Source organism: Pseudarthrobacter sp. NIBRBAC000502771, assembly GCF_006517215.1.
GTDB classification, from domain to species: Bacteria; Actinomycetota; Actinomycetes; order Actinomycetales; family Micrococcaceae; genus Arthrobacter; species Arthrobacter niigatensis.
This window is the reverse complement of the sequence record NZ_CP041187.1, coordinates 2,652,390-2,670,116: the sequence shown is the minus strand read 5'-3', so window position 1 is coordinate 2,670,116 and position 17,727 is coordinate 2,652,390. Positions and strand designations below refer to the sequence as shown.

General features: G+C 65.8%; 17 protein-coding genes. 6 read left to right on the top strand and 11 right to left on the bottom strand.

Annotated elements, in window-relative coordinates:
- Positions 1–4 precede the first annotated feature (4 nt).
- From NIBR502771_RS12495 to NIBR502771_RS12485, 3 genes are read right to left on the bottom strand one after another with little or no spacing between them, the layout of a single operon-like run.
- Positions 5–433 carry an HIT family protein gene (locus tag NIBR502771_RS12495; protein WP_141160035.1) on the bottom strand — a complete coding sequence of 143 codons (429 nt, stop codon included), beginning with the start codon at positions 431–433 and terminating at the stop codon, positions 5–7.
- The gene (locus NIBR502771_RS12490; protein ID WP_141160034.1) at positions 430–1,578 is read right to left on the bottom strand and encodes an NAD(P)-dependent alcohol dehydrogenase; all 1,149 of its coding nucleotides are present in this window, start codon (positions 1,576–1,578) and stop codon (positions 430–432) included. Before NIBR502771_RS12490 ends, NIBR502771_RS12495 begins: the two co-directional genes overlap by 4 nt.
- Positions 1,575–2,468, bottom strand: coding sequence for a sulfurtransferase (locus NIBR502771_RS12485; RefSeq protein ID WP_141160033.1), 894 nt, complete (start codon positions 2,466–2,468; stop codon positions 1,575–1,577). The genes NIBR502771_RS12490 and NIBR502771_RS12485 overlap by 4 nt, the downstream gene beginning before the upstream one ends.
- 171 nt (positions 2,469–2,639) lie before the next feature.
- On the opposite strand from NIBR502771_RS12485, the gene NIBR502771_RS12480 reads away from it, so the two are divergent.
- A complete protein-coding gene (locus NIBR502771_RS12480; protein WP_141161537.1) occupies positions 2,640–3,665 on the top strand; it encodes a PLP-dependent cysteine synthase family protein in 1,026 nt (341 codons plus the stop codon).
- Here the strand turns inward: NIBR502771_RS12480 and NIBR502771_RS12475 are convergent.
- Positions 3,662–4,318 carry an MBL fold metallo-hydrolase gene (locus tag NIBR502771_RS12475; protein WP_141160032.1) on the bottom strand — a complete coding sequence of 219 codons (657 nt, stop codon included), beginning with the start codon at positions 4,316–4,318 and terminating at the stop codon, positions 3,662–3,664. The genes NIBR502771_RS12480 and NIBR502771_RS12475 overlap by 4 nt on opposite strands.
- A gap of 90 nt (positions 4,319–4,408) precedes the next feature.
- Here NIBR502771_RS12475 and NIBR502771_RS12470 point away from each other — a divergent pair, with 90 nt between their 5' ends.
- The gene (locus NIBR502771_RS12470; RefSeq protein WP_141161536.1) at positions 4,409–4,870 is read left to right on the top strand and encodes a Fur family transcriptional regulator; all 462 of its coding nucleotides are present in this window, start codon (positions 4,409–4,411) and stop codon (positions 4,868–4,870) included.
- Here NIBR502771_RS12470 and NIBR502771_RS12465 read toward each other — a convergent pair.
- From NIBR502771_RS12465 to NIBR502771_RS12445, 5 genes are all read right to left on the bottom strand, one after another.
- Positions 4,848–5,732, bottom strand: coding sequence for a metal ABC transporter permease (locus NIBR502771_RS12465; protein WP_141160031.1), 885 nt, complete (start codon positions 5,730–5,732; stop codon positions 4,848–4,850). The genes NIBR502771_RS12470 and NIBR502771_RS12465 overlap by 23 nt on opposite strands.
- On the bottom strand, positions 5,732–6,550 hold the full coding sequence (locus NIBR502771_RS12460; RefSeq protein WP_141160030.1) for a metal ABC transporter ATP-binding protein: 819 nt from the start codon (positions 6,548–6,550) through the stop codon (positions 5,732–5,734). The genes NIBR502771_RS12465 and NIBR502771_RS12460 overlap by 1 nt, the downstream gene beginning before the upstream one ends.
- Positions 6,547–7,569: a metal ABC transporter solute-binding protein, Zn/Mn family gene (locus NIBR502771_RS12455; protein WP_141160029.1), complete on the bottom strand. Its 1,023-nt coding sequence runs from the start codon at positions 7,567–7,569 to the stop codon at positions 6,547–6,549. Before NIBR502771_RS12455 ends, NIBR502771_RS12460 begins: the two co-directional genes overlap by 4 nt.
- Before the next feature lie 103 nt (positions 7,570–7,672).
- On the bottom strand, positions 7,673–8,743 hold the full coding sequence (locus NIBR502771_RS12450) for a hemolysin family protein (protein ID WP_141160028.1): 1,071 nt from the start codon (positions 8,741–8,743) through the stop codon (positions 7,673–7,675).
- Positions 8,740–10,074, bottom strand: a complete 1,335-nt coding sequence (locus NIBR502771_RS12445; protein ID WP_141160027.1) for a hemolysin family protein — start codon at positions 10,072–10,074, stop codon at positions 8,740–8,742. Before NIBR502771_RS12445 ends, NIBR502771_RS12450 begins: the two co-directional genes overlap by 4 nt.
- A 528-nt stretch (positions 10,075–10,602) precedes the next feature.
- On the opposite strand from NIBR502771_RS12445, the gene NIBR502771_RS12440 reads away from it, so the two are divergent.
- The 4 genes from NIBR502771_RS12440 (at position 10,603) to NIBR502771_RS21235 (ending at position 16,323) form a co-directional block, all read left to right on the top strand.
- Positions 10,603–14,418, top strand: coding sequence for a multifunctional oxoglutarate decarboxylase/oxoglutarate dehydrogenase thiamine pyrophosphate-binding subunit/dihydrolipoyllysine-residue succinyltransferase subunit (locus NIBR502771_RS12440; RefSeq protein WP_141160026.1), 3,816 nt, complete (start codon positions 10,603–10,605; stop codon positions 14,416–14,418).
- Between the two features lie 154 nt (positions 14,419–14,572).
- Positions 14,573–15,172 (top strand): GDSL-type esterase/lipase family protein, encoded by a 600-nt coding sequence (locus tag NIBR502771_RS12435; protein WP_141160025.1) that lies wholly within the window; start codon positions 14,573–14,575, stop codon positions 15,170–15,172.
- Positions 15,173–15,257: 85 nt separating this feature from the next.
- On the top strand, positions 15,258–16,091 hold the full coding sequence (locus tag NIBR502771_RS12430) for a DUF4097 family beta strand repeat-containing protein (protein WP_141160024.1): 834 nt from the start codon (positions 15,258–15,260) through the stop codon (positions 16,089–16,091).
- A 157-nt stretch (positions 16,092–16,248) separates the two neighbouring features.
- Positions 16,249–16,323 carry a 50S ribosomal protein bL37 gene (locus tag NIBR502771_RS21235; RefSeq protein ID WP_369299106.1) on the top strand — a complete coding sequence of 25 codons (75 nt, stop codon included), beginning with the start codon at positions 16,249–16,251 and terminating at the stop codon, positions 16,321–16,323.
- A gap of 101 nt (positions 16,324–16,424) precedes the next feature.
- Here the strand turns inward: NIBR502771_RS21235 and rsrA are convergent, their stop codons facing one another.
- Together rsrA and NIBR502771_RS12420 are read right to left on the bottom strand one after the other, a co-directional pair.
- Positions 16,425–16,685 carry a mycothiol system anti-sigma-R factor gene (gene rsrA / locus NIBR502771_RS12425; protein WP_141160023.1) on the bottom strand — a complete coding sequence of 87 codons (261 nt, stop codon included), beginning with the start codon at positions 16,683–16,685 and terminating at the stop codon, positions 16,425–16,427.
- Positions 16,682–17,494, bottom strand: coding sequence for a sigma-70 family RNA polymerase sigma factor (locus tag NIBR502771_RS12420; RefSeq protein ID WP_141161535.1), 813 nt, complete (start codon positions 17,492–17,494; stop codon positions 16,682–16,684). The genes rsrA and NIBR502771_RS12420 overlap by 4 nt, the downstream gene beginning before the upstream one ends.
- Between the last annotated feature and the right edge of the window lie 233 nt (positions 17,495–17,727).

Sequence of the window (17,727 nt, the reverse complement as noted above, 5' to 3'; positions counted from 1 at the left end):
GCCGTCAGGCCGCCGGAACGGATTCGCCGTAACCGGCCGCCCGGAGCCCTTCGCGCAGCTTCTCGGCGTTGGCGTCCAGCACGGCGGGATCCGGGTTCTGGTCCGCTGAGCCGAAGTCGAAGTCGGCCATGCTCTGCGACGGCCACACGTGTACATGCAGGTGGTTGACTTCGTAGCCCGCCACGATCAGACCGGCACGCCTGGCGCCGAAGGTATCCACCTGGACCGCACCGATCCGCCGCGCCACTTCCATGACCCGGGCCAGGGTCTCCGGCGACGCGTCGGTCCAGCGGTCCACTTCTTCGGTGGGGACCACCAGGGTGTGGCCGTCGGCAAGCGGGCCGGTGGTGAGGAACGCCGCAACGTCGTCCTCGCGCCAGACGAACCGGCCGGGAATTTCGCCCTTCAGGATCTTCGTGAACAGCGTGCTCATGCGTCTGCCTCCTCGGCTGCTGCCTGCAGCGTGCTGGTGTCCAGCACGAACCGGTACTTGACGTCCCCAGCGACCATCCGGTCGTAGGCTTCATTCAGCTGGCCGGCGGCCACCACCTCGATGTCGGCAACCACGCGGTGCTCCGCGCAGAAGTCGAGCATTTCCTGGGTTTCGGCGATCCCGCCAATCAGTGATCCCGCGTAGGCGATGCGGCGCCGGATCAGTGCACCCGGATTGACCGGCGGCATGGCGTCGGAGGGCAGCCCCAGCTGGAAGAGTGCTCCGTCCACGCGCAAGGTGCGGAAGAAGGGGTTCAGGTCGTGAGGTGCCGCGACGGTGTCGATAATGAGATCGATGGTGCGGTTCGCGGCGGCCATGGCTGCCTCGTCCCGGGACAGGACAACATCGTCCGCCCCAAGTTCCAGGGCGGCCGCAACCTTCGATTCGGAGGTGGTGAACACCACCACTTTTGCCCCCATGGCCTTTGCCAGCTTGACGGCCATGTGGCCGAGCCCACCCAGCCCCACGACGCCCACGACGTCGCCTTCTTCGACGTCGAAATGCCGCAGCGGCGAGAAAGTGGTGACACCGGCGCACAGCAGCGGCGCGACGGCGGCAGGGTCCAGCGAGTCCGGGACACGAAGGACGTAGCGGCGGTCCACGACGATGGACGACGAATAGCCGCCCTGGGTGATGGCGTCGCCGTTGCGCCGGTCCTTTGCGCCGTAGGTGCCGGTCATGCCGTTTTCGCAGTACTGCTCAAGGCCGTCCAGGCAGCTCTCACATTCCCGGCAGGAGTCCACCATGCACCCAACGCCGACGCGGTCGCCCACGGCGAAGTCGGTGACGTTCGAACCGGTCCTGCTGACCGTTCCCACGATTTCGTGGCCGGGGACCAACGGGTAAGTCTGGCCGCCCCACTCTCCACGGGTGGCGTGGACGTCCGAATGGCAGAGCCCGCAGAACTCGATGGCGATCTCCACGTCGTCCGGCTTGGGGGCGCGCCGGGCGACTGTCAGCGGCACCAACCCGCTGTCGCCGGACACGGCGCCGTAGGCGGCAGCGCGAATGCCGGCTTCGGAGCCTGCGGGTGCGGGTGGGATGGGATTGGCTAGGGGCGGTGGTACCGGACGTCCTGGTGTCATAGTGCGACGCTACCCCCGGCTCCACCGGAGTTTCCACCCGGGCCCGGGCCGGTTCCCGGTTCCGGGCCCGTGGCCACCGGCAGCTCCGGGCGGTTTGACCACTCCGAGAAGGAGCCCGGGTAGAGGGCAGCGGAGAACCCGGCCAGTTCCAGCGCGGCCACCTCGTGCGCGGCCGTGACGCCGGAGCCGCAGTAGACAGCTGCCGGCCGGCTGTCCTGGACCCCCAGCGATTCGAACCTCCTCCGCAGCTCCGCCGCCGGCAGGAACCGCCCGGAACCATCCACGTTCGCAGCGGTCGGAGCGCTGACGGCTCCGGGGATGTGGCCGGCACGGGGGTCGACGGGTTCCACCTCGCCCCGGTACCGCTCCCCCGCCCTTGCGTCGAGCAACAGGCCGCCCTGCGGCCAGGTGGCGGCAGCACCGCCGTCGATTACGGGCATCTGCCCGCTGCCCAACTCCACGTCGCCGGGGACAGGATGGACCGGTCCCGCCTCAAGCGGCAAGCCTGCGGCACGCCAGGCGCCCAGGCCGCCGTCGAGCAGGTACACCTCCGCCAGCCCGGCGTCGCGCAGCATCCACCACACCCTTGCCGCCGCCATGTTGGCGCTGTCATCGTAGGCAACCACGACGTCACTATTCCGCAGGCCCCACCGGCGGGCCGACTCCTGGAAGCGCGCGCGGGACGGCAGCGGGTGGCGCCCCCGGTCCGGAACGGCCGGATCCGCAAGCTCCGTGGCCAGGTCAACGAACACGGCGCCCGGCAGGTGCCCGGCAAGATAGTGGTCGTGGCCATGCGGGTCGCCCAGCGCCCAGCGCACGTCCAGCAGCACCGTCCGGCGCCCGGCGGCGAGCCTGGCTTCAAGGCCGGGGACGTCAATCAGCGGATTCATGGAGCTCCTTCTGCAGGATCCGGGCCACCTGCCGGCGCAGGCAACGGTCCAACTCTAAACGGGCAAATCCGGCTGCGCGGGTAGGCTGGTGCGGTGAAGATCGAGGGCGGCACCGGCACGGGCAGCGGCGGAACAGACCGGGACTGGGCGGACCGGGCCATCCGCACCATCATGGCGGAGAACAACCGTTCCGCGGACACCCATCTCTACTCGGTGGCGCTGCCGGAGCATTGGGGCATCCAGCTGTACCTCAAGGACGAGTCCACGCACCGGTCCGGCAGCCTCAAGCACCGGCTGGCCAGGTCGCTGTTCCTGTTCGGCCTGGTCAACGGCTGGATCAGGGCGGACACCACCATCGTGGAAGCCTCCAGCGGAAGCACCGCCGTTTCGGAGGCGTACTTCGCCCAGCTGCTGGGCCTCCCGTTCATCGCCGTCATGGCGCGCACCACCAGCCCGGAGAAGATCGCCCTGATCGAACAGTTCGGCGGCTCGTGTTTGCTGGTGGAAAACGCCTCTGACGTGTACTCGGCGGCCGAAGACGTGGCAGCCACTTGCAACGGGCATTACATGGACCAGTTCACCTACGCCGAGCGGGCGACCGACTGGCGCGGCAACAACAATATCGCCGAATCGATTTTCGGCCAGCTGGACCTGGAGCCGCACCCGGTGCCTGAATGGATCGTGGTAGGCGCCGGCACCGGTGGAACGAGCGCCACAATCGGCAGGTACCTGCGCTACCACAGCCATCCCACCAGGCTGCTGGTGGTCGACCCGGAAAACTCCGCTTTCTACCCCGGCTGGCTGGGGGAATCAGCCGGAAAGCCCACTGGCCTGCCGTCCCGGATCGAAGGCATCGGCCGGGCGCGGATGGAGCCAAGTTTCATTCCCACCGTCATCGACAGGATGGTCCAGGTGCCGGACGCGGCGTCGGTGGCCGCGATGCGGCACCTGCGGTCCTATGCCGGACTGCACGCCGGGCCGTCTACCGGCACCAACCTCTGGGGTGTGTGGCAGACAATTTCCGGCATGCTCTCGGAGGGCCGCCGGGGAAGCATCGTGTCGTTGATGTGCGACGGCGGCGAACGCTACGCGGGCAACTACTGGAACCAGGACTGGCTGGCTTCCCAGGGGCTGGATCCGGCGCCGCATGAAGCAGTAATCAGCCGCTTCCTGGACACCGGGGACTGGACCGGCTAGACCTCCACGGACTCGCCTGGTGCAAGGTGCCGGTACTCCGTGCCGTACTTGGCCCCGATCCGCTTGACATGCCCCTCAACGATGCCCAAACCGGTGTCGTTGAGCAGCCCGTCATGGATCTGGAACGCCCGCGGCGCACGCACGCCGATCACAAAGTCCACTACCTCGGCGGCCTTGCTCCAGGGCGCGTGCAGCGGCACCAGGAGTGTCTGGACCTGGATTCCGTCCGGGATGACGAAGGAATCCCCTGGGTGGTAGAGATTCTGGTCCACCAGGAAACCGATATTGGCCACCATGGGAATTTGCGGGTGGATCAGGGCATGCTGGCCGCCGAAGCTGCGGATCTCGAAGCCCGCCGCCTGGAAGGACTGGCCGGGTTCCACGGTGTAAATGCGGTCCGCGGCGCCTGGAGCATCCTCGCGCAGTTGCTGTGCCACGCCCGCGGGAGCGTGGAGCTCGAGGTCCGGGTTGCCGTGCAGGGCTTCCACCACGGCCTTGGTGTCCAGATGGTCGGCGTGTTCGTGGGTTACCAGGACAGCCTGCGCTCCGGGCAGCGCCTCTGCGGTTTCGGAAAAGGTGCCTGGATCGAGGACCAGGACCCCGCCCTCCTTCTCGAGCCGGACACAGGCGTGGGTGTATTTGGTCAGCTTCATGGACGCCAGCCTAGGGTTCGTACCGGAACGCTGTCCATGAAGTTCAGGCTGGTAATCTTGATGTTTGCCCCCAAGGAAGCGAGTTCGTCCATGCCGATCGGCGTCAAGGCTGATTCCGCCGCCCCGTCCCCGGCGGGAGGCGGCAAGGAACAGCGGGTTACCAAGCAGCGCAAAGCCGTCAGTGCTGCCCTGGACCGCCTGGATGACTTTGTCAGCACGCAGGAGCTCTACCGGATCCTGCAGAACCAGGGCGTGTCGGTTTCACTCGCTACTGCGTACCGGATCCTGCAGTCCCTCGCTGATGAGGGCCTCGTTGACGTGCTGCGCAACGGCGACGGCGAGGCCGTGTACCGTCGCTGTGCGGTGACCGCACACCACCACCACCTGCTCTGCAGGAACTGTGGAAAAGCTGTTGAAGTCGAAGCCCCGGCCGTAGAGACCTGGGCTGTTCGCACAGCTGCCGAGCACGGATTCACCGAAGTGGACCACACCGTGGAAATTTTCGGGCTGTGCCCGGACTGCACCGTCCTTAAGGCTGCCGGGAAGCTGTAAGCACACGCCCGTTGAGGCCACGGGCCTCGCGCACGGACCCGATGGCACGGCACACCACATAAATCAGGAACGACAACGTGGTGACATAGGGGCTGATGGGAATCCGGCCGCCCAGGGCCAGCAGGATTCCACCCACCGTGGCGGACACTGCGAAGACCACGCTGAGGACCACCGCCACCGCCGGCGAGGAGGTGACCCGGAGCGCGGCGGCCGCGGGGGTGATGAGCAGGGCGAGCACCAGCAGGGCGCCAACCACCTGGATGGACAGGGCCACACTGACGCCCAGGATGATCATGAACACGATCGCCAGGCTGCGGACGGGCACTCCACGGGCCTCGGCGAGTTCGGGATCCACGCTGGCGAAGTTCAGCGGGCGCCAGATGGCCACCAGCACGAGCATGACGACGACGGCCGTCACGGCGAGTGCCTGCAGCTGGACGGTGTCCACGGAGACGATTTGGCCGGTCAGCAGGCCGAACTTGTTCGCGGCACGGCCCTGGTACAGGGACAGGAACAGGATTCCCAGGCCCAGCCCGAACGGCATGATGACCCCGATGATCGAGTTCTTGTCCCGTGCACGGACCCCCATCAGCCCCAGCAGGAGCGCCGCCGCCACCGACCCCACCAGCGAGCCAAAGACCACGTCCGCCCCGACCAGCAGGGCGAAGGCGGCTCCGGCGAAGGAGAGCTCGGAAATGCCGTGGACGGCGAAGGCAAGATCACGCTTCATGACGAAAGTGCCTACCAGTCCACCAAGGAGCCCCAGGATGGCCCCCGCCCAGATGGAGTTCTGGACCAGGACCAGCAGTTCGCCGTAGTTGTCGAAATTGAAGATGGCCCCCAGGATGCTGTCCGCGTCCATTACGCCACCTCCCCTGCCATCGTGTCCGCCTCCGCGTGGTGGTGATGGGTGGTGGCGTCGGGGAGGCCGACCACCACGATCCGGCCATTGGCGCGGATCACCTCCACATGGCTGCCGTAGAGATCCGACAGGACTTCGGTGGTCATGACCTCGTCTGGCGCCCCGACGCGGAACCGTCCCCCGGCCAAGTAGAGGACCCGGTCCACATATTCGATGATCGGATTGATTTCGTGGGTAACGAAAACGACGGCGCTGTTGTGTTCCCGGCTTTGCTTGCTGATCAGGGCGCTGACTGCCTGCTGGTGGTGCAGGTCAAGGGACAACAGCGGCTCGTCGCAAAGCAGGACCTGGGGATCGGTGGCCAGGGCCTGCGCCACTCGAAGCCGCTGCTGCTCGCCGCCGGAAAGCTGCCCAACCGGGACGTTGGCGTAGTCGGAGGCTCCCACAAGCTCAAGGAGCTGGTCCACCTGGCGGCTGGTCCTGGCCGACGAGAGCCGGATACCCCAGCGGTGGCCGTCCACTCCGAGTGCCACCAGGTCCCGGGCCCGCATGGGCGTGTCAGGTGCAAAGGATTTCTGCTGGGGAATGTAGCCGATCAGGCTGCTGCCGCGCTCCACGGGGTGCCCGCCCAGGGCCGCTTCGCCCGAGTGCAGCTTCTGCAGGCCCAGCAGGACCTTGAGGAAGCTGGTCTTGCCGCTGCCGTTGGGGCCGAGCACCGCGAAGAACTCACCTGGCCTGATGTCGAGGTCGAGGTCCTCCCAGAGCGTGCGCTGGCCGAACTTGAGGCACGCCCCTTTGAGGCTGACGACGGATTTCACCTGTTTGTCTCCAGAACCTTGCCGATGTTGTTCACATTGTCCGTCATCCACTGCAGGTAGGTCTTGCCTTCAGGCAGTGTCTCCGTGAAGTCCACGACGGGAACTCCGGCGTTCTCGGCTGCTTTCTTCAGCGCTTCAGTCTGGGGACCTTCCGTCTGGGCGTTGTAGGCGAGCAGGCGGACTCCTTTGGATCCCACCAGGTCCGTGGCTTCCTTCAGAACGGCGGGAGGAACGTCGGTGCCCTCCTCAATGGCCGCCGTGTACTGTCCGGGCGTCGCGTTGTCCAGCCCCGCGTCCGCCAGCATGTACAGCGGTACCGGCTCGGTGACTGCCACCGTGCCCCCGCCACGGGAGGCCTTCATGGCATCGAGCCGGCCGTGCAGGGCAGACAGAGAGGACTTGAAGGAGTCCGCGTTTGCGGTGAAGGTTGCGGCAGAGCCGGGATCCAGGGCTGCCAGCTTTCCGGCGATGCCGTCTGCGAGCCGCTCCATCGCAGGAAGGCTGTACCAGACGTGCTCGTTGAGGTCACCGTGGTCGTGGCCATCGTGCGAGCCGGCCGCGTCCGTGCCGGCCGGTTGCGGTGACGGGGCAGCGTCGCCGGGATGGGCAAGGCCGGACACGTCGACGGCGGTCAGCACCGAGGCGCTGTCAAGCTTGCTGCCCTCCACCAGGGTGTGGATGAAGTCGTCGTATCCCCCACCGTTCTCAATGACAAGCCTGGCCTTGGACACCGCCAGCCGGTCCTGGGCGGTTGCCTCGTAGGAGTGCGGATCCTGGCCCGCATTGTTAATGATGGCGGTCACCTTCACCTTGTCCCCGCCGATAGTCCGGGCGATGTCACCGTAGACGTTGGTGGACGCCACCACGGCGATCCCCTGTGCCGGGTCAGCGGTTTGCGAGGGCTGGGGACTGCAGGCACTGAGCAGGAGGCCAACACCCGCGAGGGCGGCAAGGAAAGAGCTGGCAGCGGCTGGACGGCGCACGGAAAACCTCAGTTCACGCAGGAAGGGGGACAACATTGCCAGCCTATACCTAAATGCGAATGATTCCTATTTAGGTTCGGTTGCCCGGGACCGCGAGGGGGGCACCCCTTGCCGGATGGCAGGGGGCACCTCCCGGGCCTCAGTTGCCGTTCGGCTGTCCCAGGCGGCGGATGCCGGTGGCCTGCGTTGCATCGCGGATTTCGCCGACCAGTTGCTCGATCACGTCCTCAAGGAACAGGACCCCGCGCGTGGTGCCGTCCGGCCCAATCACGCGCGCAAGGTGGGAACCCGTGCGCTGCATGACGGACATGGCCTTCTCGATCTCGTCGCCCAGCGCCAGGTTTGCCAGTGACCGGACCCGGCTTTCCGCGATGGGCAGCTCGTAGGCGGACTCCGGGATGGACAGCACGTCCTTGACATGGAGGTAGCCGTACAGCATGTCCTCATCATCCAGCATGGGGAACCGGGAGAAACCCGTACGGCTCACGGCCTTCTCGAACTCCACGGGCGTGGTGGAGGCGCCCAGCATGACCAGGTTCCCGATCGGGACCATGATGTCCTCCGCGGTGTGCTCCGAGAACTCGAGCGCTCCGGTAATGAGCCCGGCGTCGTCGTCCACGAGCCCGTGGCGGGTGGATTCCTGGACGATCGACTGGACCTCCTCCAGGGTGAACGAGGACGTGACTTCGTCCTTGGGTTCGATCCGCATCAGTTTGAGGATGTGGTTGGCTGACCAGTTCAGGACCGAGATCACGGGATGCACCAGCCGTGAGACGAACAGCAGCGGCGGCGCGAGGAAGAGTGCTGCCTTGTCCGCCACGGACACCGAGATGTTCTTGGGAACCATCTCGCCAAAGGTGACGTGCAGGAAAGTCACCAGCATCAGGGCCACGGCGAAGGCTGCAACATCAGCCGCTTCCGCCGGCAGGCCCACCGTTTCGATGGGGACGGCAAGCAGGTGGTGGATGGCCGGCTCGGCCACCAGCAGGATCAGCAGCGAACAGACCGTGATGCCCAGCTGTGCACAGGCCAGCATCAGGGACACATTTTCCATGGCGCGCAGGGTGGTCTGGGCGCGCTTCGAGCCGGTATCGGCCAGGGGTTCGATCTGGCTGCGGCGCGCGGACATGATGGCGAACTCGGCCGCCACGAAGAAGGCATTGCCCAGCAGGAGGACGCCCAGCCACAGTATTCCCGCCCAGTCACTCATGGCTTGCTCCCGTTGTCGGCATCCTGCGCAGCGGGTTCGCCGGCGGGATGGAAACAGATGCGGTCGATCCTGCGGCCGTCCATCCTGGTCACGCTGAGTGTGCCGCCGTTCACCGGGACAGTGTCGCCTACTGCCCCGATCCTGCCGAGTTTGCTCATGACGTAGCCGCCCACGGTTTCATAGGCAGCTTCGTCGGGAACGCTGAGGCCTGGAATCTGTTCGGACAATTCGTCGGGACGGAGAAGCCCCGGGAAGTACCAGTCGCCGGAGGCGCTTTGCAGGAGCCCCGGGCGGACTTTGTCGTGTTCGTCCGCCACTTCGCCGACAATTTCCTCCACCAGGTCCTCCAGGGTGGCGATGCCGGCGGTGCCCCCGTACTCGTCCAGCACGACGGCAAGCTGCAGGTTTCCCTCCCGGAGCTCGGCCAGCAGCGCGTCCAGATGGATGGTTTCGGGCACGCGGAGCACCTCTGTCATGATGGCGCCCGCTTCAAGGTTTTGCCGGCGGTCCCATGGAACGGCAACCGCCTTCTTGACGTGCACCAGGCCGCGGATGTCGTCGGCCGACTCACCGATGACGGGGAACCGCGAGTAGCCGGTCCTGCGCGCAGCATCCACGATGTCGGAGACGGGCTGGTCGGCGTCGATCGTCTCCAGCCGGATCCGGGGCGTCATGACGTCCGCAGCCGTCCGGGTGGAGAAGTTCAGCGTGCGGGCAATGAAGTTCGCCGTCCCGGCATCGAGCGTTCCCATGGCAGCGGACCTGCGGACCAGCGAGGCCAGCTCTGCCGGCGTCCGTGCCCCGGAAATCTCCTCTTTGGCTTCCAGGCCGAACACGTGCAGCACCTTGTTCGAGAATCCGTTGAGCACCAGGATCGCCGGCTTGAAGATGGTGGTGAAAACAAGCTGGGGTCCGGCCAGGGCACGGCCCACGGGAAACGCGAGGGCGATGGCCATGTTTTTCGGTACCAGCTCGCCCAGGAGCATGGACAGCAGGGTTGCCAGCACCATCGCCAGGATCAGGGACACGGATTCCACCGCGACGTCGGGAAGTCCGACGGCGACCAGCGGCGCACGGAGGAGCCGGCCAACCGAGGGTTCCATGACGTAGCCGGTGAGCAAAGTGGTCAGCGTGATGCCAAGCTGGCAGCTGGACAGCTGGGTTGACAGGGACTTGAGGCAGGTGAGCAAAGGCACCGCGCCCGTATCGCCGTCGTCAATGGCGCGCTGGACGGTGGCCTGGTCCAGGGCGATGAGGGAGAACTCGACGGCCACGAAGAATCCCGTACCGGCGATCAGCAGCAGGCCTGCTGCAAGAAGGAGCCACTCCATTCAGCATCCCGCCTGGGGCGGGGAGGAAAAGAGGGTGGAAAAACTGTTTCGTCCCGGCGGAGGATGATCGGCAGATACCGACGCTTGCTCCGTGCGGGTTGCGGCAAGCTGGGCCGTGGGCTGGTGATGGGCGCGTTGTCGGGGTTTGCCGGCTCTGGGGGCGGACTGCGCGGCGCTGCTCTTCAAGCTCCGCTGACAGCGCCCAGGCCGGCACCTAGATTTACTGTCCATAAGAATTTCAGTCTACAGGAGCAGCCCCCCGGCCGGACGCCCGGGAACGGGCCGGAGGCGCGCATTCCGCCCGCCTCGGAAACCCCTCTGCCGGCGGTCCTGCGCACCCCGCCGGCCGCCATATTTGGGCCCCGGTTCGTCACTTCATGATTTGAGTCACCCTTATTGGCAGTTAACACGGAATGCTCACTAGACTTGCAAAGGTCCGGGTTCAGCGGACAGAGACTGGTTCGAACGTAGTGCTGAAGCACCGGGGGGCCAAAGAGAAATCAAACTCATGGAAGAGGCGTATTTCAAGTGCCAGAGCAGCCAAGCCACCGTCTACCAGAGGAATTTGGCGGAAACGAGTGGCTCGTTGACGAACTGTACGAGCAGTACCAGCAGGACAAGAACGCCGTGGACGCCAAGTGGTGGCCGCTGTTTGAATCCTTCGACTCGGGCAACGGTTCTTCTTCCAATGGAAATTCCACGCATGCCGCCAACCCTCCCACCCGGGAACTCCCCGTCGTAAAGCAGGCTCCCGCCGCACCGGCATCGTCGCCGGCCGCGGCACCCGCTGCGCCGGCCGCCGCCGCTGCCCCGGCGCCTGCCGCACCGGCAGCAGCCCCCGCCCCCGTCAAGAAGGCCCCCGCCACGGAAGCGCGCGACGGCGGCAAGAAGACCGAGGCCGGCACCGGCTCGCAGCCCATTCCGGCGCAGCTGCCCAAGAACGTCAAGGCGCCCACCGCGCCCGAGGAAGACGTCGTCTCCGTCCTTCGTGGACCGGCAAAGGCGATCGCCACCAACATGGTCACCAGCCTGCAGGTGCCCACCGCCACCAGCGTCCGCGCCATCCCCGCCAAGCTGCTCATCGACAACCGTGTGGTCATCAACTCCAACCTGGCCCGTGCCCGCGGCGGCAAGGTTTCCTTCACGCACCTGATCGGCTACGCCGTCATCCGCGCCCTGTCCCAGTTCCCCTCCATGAACGTGTACTACGACGAGGTGGACGGCAAGCCCGTCGCGGTCCAGCCCGCCCACGTCAACTTCGGCATCGCCATCGACATGCCCAAGCCCGACGGAACCCGGCTGCTGATGGTCCCGAACATCAAGAAGGCCGAGACCCTCAACTTCGCCGAGTTCTGGCACACCTACGAGGACCTGATCAAGCGGGCACGCAACGGCAAGCTCACCGCCGAGGACCACCAGGGCACCACGGTGTCCCTGACCAACCCGGGCGGCATCGGCACCGTTCACTCGGTACCGCGCCTTTCCAAGGGCCAGGCTGCGATTATCGGCGTCGGCGCCCTCGACTACCCCGCAGAATTCCAGGGCGCCAGCGAAAAGATCATCGCCCAGAACGCCATCAGCAAGGTCCTGACGCTCACGTCGACCTACGACCACCGCGTCATCCAGGGTGCCGGCAGCGGCGAGTTCCTCAAGCTGGTCCACCAGCTGTTGCTGGGAGCGCAGAACTTCTACGACGAGATCTTCGAAGCCCTCCGGATTCCCTACGAGCCCGTCCGCTGGAGCCCCGACCTGCAGGTGGATCCCGCCGACGAGATCAACAAGGTGGCCCGGATCCAGCAGCTGATCCACTCGTTCCGCGTGCGCGGCCACCTCATGGCGGACACCGATCCGCTGGAGTACGTCCAGCGCAAGCACCCGGACCTCGACGTCCTCACCTACGGTCTTACCCTCTGGGACCTGGACCGCGAATGGCCCACCGGCGGGTTCGGCGGCAAGCCGATGCTGAAGTTCCGCGACATCCTTGGTGTCCTGCGTGATGCCTACTGCCGCACCACTGGCATCGAGTACATGCACATCCAGGAGCCTGCCGAGCGCAAGTGGTTCCAGGACCAGCTGGAGCACGCCTACTCCAAGCCCAGCCGCGAGGAACAGCTGCGGATCGTCTCCAAGCTGAACGCAGCGGAGGCCTTTGAGACCTTCCTGCAGACCAAGTTCGTGGGCCAGAAGCGCTTCTCCCTCGAAGGCGGCGAGTCCCTGATTCCGCTGCTGGACGCCATCCTGTCCGACGCAGCCGACGACGGCCTGGACGAGGTCGCGATCGGCATGGCCCACCGCGGCCGCCTCAACGTCCTGACGAACATCGCCGGCAAGACCTACGCCCAGGTGTTCCGCGAATTCGAGGGCACCCAGGATCCGCGCTCCGTGCAGGGCTCGGGCGACGTCAAGTACCACCTGGGCACCGAAGGCACCTTCACCTCGGACAACGGCAAGGAAACCAAGGTCTACCTCGCCGCCAACCCGTCACACCTTGAAGCAGTGGACTCCGTCCTCGAAGGCATTGTCCGCGCCAAGCAGGACCGGCTGGACCAGGGCGAATCGTTCCCGGTCCTGCCCATCATGGTCCACGGCGACGCCGCCTTCGCCGGCCAGGGCGTTGTGGCTGAAACCCTCAACCTGTCCCAGCTCCGCGGCTACCGCACGGGTGGAACCATCCACATCGTGGTCAACAACCAGGTCGGCTTCACCACCGCCCCGTCGTCGTCGCGGTCCTCCACGTACTCCACGGACGTGGCCAAGATGATCCAGGCGCCGGTCTTCCACGTGAACGGCGATGACCCCGAGGCTGTTGTCCGCATCGGACAGCTGGCCTACGAATTCCGGCAGCGCTTCCACAAGGACGTTGTCATCGACATGGTGTGCTACCGCCGCCGCGGCCACAACGAGGGCGACGACCCCTCGATGACCCAGCCGCTGATGTACAACCTGATCGAAGCCAAGCGCTCCGTCCGCAAGCTGTACACCGAGTCCCTCATCGGCCGCGGCGACATCACCGAGGAAGAAGCCGAGCAGCTGCTGCGCGACTACCAGGAACGGCTGGAGCGGGTCTTTGCCGAGACGCACGCTGCGCAGACGTCTCCGATCCCGATTGTCACCGCAGACTCCGCCGCTGTGTCCGATATCGAACGGCCCAAGGCCCAGCAGTCCGATTCCAGCGTCAGCGCTCCGGCCTCAACGGCCATCAGCGCCGAGACCCTGGCCCGGATCGGCAAGGCACACGTGGAGATTCCCGACGGTTTCACGGTCCACCCGAAGCTGAAGCAGCTGCTGGATAAGCGCGAACAGATGTCCCGCGAGGGCGGCATCGACTGGGGCTTCGGCGAGATCGCGGCCTTCGGTTCGCTGATCATGGAAGGCGTCCCCGTGCGCCTCGCCGGCCAGGACTCACGGCGCGGCACCTTCGTGCAGCGCCACGCCGTCTTCCACGACCGCGCCAACGGCAAGGAATGGCTGCCCCTGGGCAACCTTTCGGACGACCAGGCCAAGCTGTGGATCTACGACTCGCTGCTGTCCGAATACGCCGCCATGGGCTTCGAATACGGCTACTCCGTGGAACGCCCCGACGCCCTGGTCCTCTGGGAGGCCCAGTTCGGTGACTTCGTCAACGGCGCCCAGACCATCATTGACGAATTCATTTCGTCCGCCGAACAGAAGTGGGGACAGCGTTCCTCGCTGGTCCTGATGCTCCCCCATGGCTATGAAGGCCAGGGCCCGGACCACTCCTCGGCAAGGATCGAGCGGTTCCTGCAGCTGTGTGCCGAGGACAACATGATCGTGGCCAACCCGACCACGGCGGCCTCGCACTTCCACCTGCTGCGCCGCCAGGCGTACAGCCGTCCGCGCAAGCCGCTGATCATCTTCACGCCCAAGCAGCTCCTGCGCCTGAAGGCAGCCGCTTCCTCCGTGGAGGACTTCACCACCGGCACGTTCCGGCCCGTCATCGGTGACCATGAGCAGCTGCCGGCCACCGCCGTCGAACGCGTGCTCCTGGTCTCCGGCCGCCTGTACTACGATCTCCTGTCCACCCGGCAGAAGACCGGTGACAAGACCACTGCGATCGTCCGCGTGGAGCAGCTTTACCCGCTGCCGCACGCCGAGATCGAAGCGGAGCTTGCCAAGTACCCCAACGCCGAGGTGGTGTGGGCCCAGGATGAGCCCGCCAACCAGGGACCCTGGCCGTTCATGGGGCTGCACCTGCCCGAAGCCCTGGACCGGCGCGTGCGCCTGGTGTCGCGGCCGGCCTCGGCCTCCACGGCAGCCGGTTCCATGAAGCGGCACGCCGCAGAGCAGGATGTCCTGCTGAAGCAGGCATTTGCCCGGAAGTAGGCAGTAAGGCTGCCCGGCCGGAGTCGAAATACCAGACTCCGGCCGGGCAGTTCTGTTTAATGGACTGACAGCGCCTCCCCGAGCCTCCGCAAGGCGGCGGCAACGATGGCAGCGGCCGTATCGAAGTAACCCGTACCGAAGTAAAGAGGAACGCGTGGAAGACAGGAAGCTGCGGATCGCAGCTGTAGGAGACGAACTGCTGGCCGGACTGGGCGATCCCCGGGCCCTTGGCTGGCTGGGCCGCGTCCTGGCCCGCACTCCCCAGGACGGCATGCTCCTGGAAAGCTACGCCCTCCCCTGCCCGCAGGAAGGTACTGAAGGTTTGGCCGCACGGTGGCTGGACGAGGCCGGGAGGCGCTTCAGCCCGCAGGCGGAGAACCGGCTGGTGATCGGCCTCTCGGGGCGCGACATCGAGTTCGGCCTCTCCACCGCGAGGAGCCGCCTGAACCTGGCCAACATCCTGGACTCGGCTTCCCAGAACCGTATCGAGGTGTTCGTTGTGGGTCCTCCCCCAACACTCGACCCCGCGCAGAACCGGCGGCTGGATGAACTGAACACGGCCTTCGCGGATGTGACCACGCGCCGCAAGCACCTCTACGTCGACACCTTCTCCCCGCTGCTTAACCACGAACAGTGGCGCCAGGACCTGGCGGCAAACGGAGGCACGCCCGGCCAGGCCGGGTATGGGCTCATGGCCTGGCTGGTGCTGCACCGCGGCTGGTTCCAGTGGCTGGGGATGGACGCCCCCCAGTAGCCTTTCGGGACCTGTTTTTGACCCTTCCGCCCGGCGGCGTTACGTTGGAGGATCAACGCGATATATCGCTTTTTTGGAGGGGACCATGCCCGGAGGGAACTGGACCGTCACAGGCCCGCAGAGCATTGACGTCGACGCCGTGACGTCGCTGAAGCTGGGCCTGGTCAGGGGCAGCTTCACCATCACCGAACACGATGACCCATCGGTCCGTCTCCAATTCTCGGAGGTCCATGGCGACCCCGTAGCGGTGTCCCTGAACGGCGGGCGGCTGGAAGTGCGGCATCAACTTCACGGCGCCCAGGGCTGGTTCAAGAACCTCATGGAGACTGTCAACCACAACAGCGACAATGCCGCGGCCGTCACTGTGGCAATTCCCCGTGGAGTGGAGGTGGAGGCCGGGACTGTGAGCGGCAAGGGCCTGGCGTCCGGCATTTCTGCCCACGTCCGGCTCAACACCGTGTCCGGCGCGGTCACGGCCGAGGACACCTCCGGAGAACTTCAGGTCAATACCGTCAGCGGCCAGGTGTCAGTCAGGAACCACCGGGGCGTCCTGACCGCCAAGAGCATCTCCGGCGAGGTCACCGCCTCCGGCCATTTCACGCACGTGCGCACCAATACCGTCAGCGGGCACCTTGACTTCAACCTGCTCGGTTACACCCAGGATTTTGGCTCCAATTCCGTGTCCGGAGACCTGACCATAACCCTGCCTGCCGACGTGGGGATTGACATCGTGGCGAAGTCCGCAGGCGGAGCGGTCATCCTGGACGGCAGCCAATGCCTCCCCACCAACGGCAAAGTGGAGACCATTGCAGGCCCTGACATGCAACTGATGCTCGTCAGGACCAATTCGCTGTCCGGCAAAACCGCCATCATCCACGCTCCCGGCCCCGTTGGCGGCGAGGGGGACGCGGAACGCTGAGGCTGGGCCGCGCACCCCACCCTGCCCGGGCAGTCTCGATGAATAAGGCCGGACGGCCCGGCCGCAGGTCATCCGAAGTTTCCCGGTTCGCGGGCCGCCGGATCATGTGGGAGACTGGAGGGCAGCTCTTTTGAGTACAACATTAAGGAGGCCAGCTATGAGCAAGCGTGCACGCAAGCGTCGTGACCGTAAGCGTGGCGGCGCGAACCACGGGAAGCGCCCCAACACCTAGGCACATGCCAGGAACTACGGTTCAAGCGAAGGACCCCGCAAGCCAGTCGGCTTCCGGGGTCCTTTGCTGTTTGCGGCCCTGGCGGGCACGGGGCGCCGGTACTACGCCTCGACGGGACGGATGGCGTGTATCCGGTCCAGGATGGCGTTCTTCAGGTTGTCCGGAGCGGACTCCTTGCAGGAACGCTTGACCATGTTGCGGATGACGCATTCGAGGTCGTACTGCTCCGTGCATTCAGGGCAGTCATCGAGGTGGTTCTTGATTTCGGTAATATCTTCGCGGGTCAGTGCCCCGTCGAGGTACTCATAGATGCGTTGCATCCGGGTATCGTCGCAGTCGCCCAATCCCTGGCAGTCGCTCATTTCCTGTTCTCCTGTGCTTTGCTTCCTGCCGCATCCGACGCATCAGCGGCCGTTTTGAATCCCCGCTCGGCGGCGTATTCCGCGAGCATGTCCCGCAACATTCGGCGGCCGCGGTGGAGCCGGGACATCACGGTGCCGATGGGCGTATTCATGATGTCTGAGATTTCCTTGTAGGCGAAGCCCTCCACGTCAGCGAAGTAAACCGCCAGCCGGAACTCCTCCGGAATGTCCTGGAGCGCCCGCTTGACGTCCGAATCCGGAAGGTGGTCCAGTGCTTCTGCCTCAGCCGAACGTAGTCCGCTCGACGTGTGCGACTCCGCCCGGGCCAGCTGCCAGTCCTCTATGGTGTCCGAATTTGACTGCAGCGGCTCGCGCTGCCGCTTGCGGTACAGGTTTATGTACGTGTTGGTCAGGATCCGGTAGAGCCACGCCTTGAGGTTGGTGCCCGGCTTGTACTGGTGGAAGGCCGAGAAAGCCTTGGTGTAGGCCTCCTGGACCAGGTCCTCCGCGTCCGACGGGTTCCGCGCCATCCGCATCGCCGCAGAGTAGAGCTGGTCCACATACTGCATGGCGTCCCGCTCAAAGCGCAGGCGGCGCTGTTCCACGGTCTCCGCGGCAACGTCCAGCGTGCTGTCCTCGGCATCCGCTGCTGCGGCCGGTGGTTCGGTTGCTGCCTGCCCGGCAGGGAGCGGCGCTGCGCCTGCCCTGCCGTTCAATTCGCCGGGGGACGCCTCATACATGGCCGCGATGGCCGGATCCAGGGTACTCATTGCCTTCAAGTCTACTGTCAGGCGCCCCGCCGGGGGCATGCCGTACTCCGACGGCTCGGCGGCAAGCTTGTCCACTTCCACCGGTCCCGCCTGCCTGGTTCCGTCCAACACCTTCCGCAAGGCCAACTCCGCTCTGTATCGGGTGATTGATCGCCAGGGCCCACGTCGCGGACCCAGTCGACATAACCCCCTCCCGCGGGCAAATATTCCCCAAAAGTGCAAGACTAGGACCGACTCCGCCGCTTGCCGCGGCTCGTCCATCCAGGAGGAAA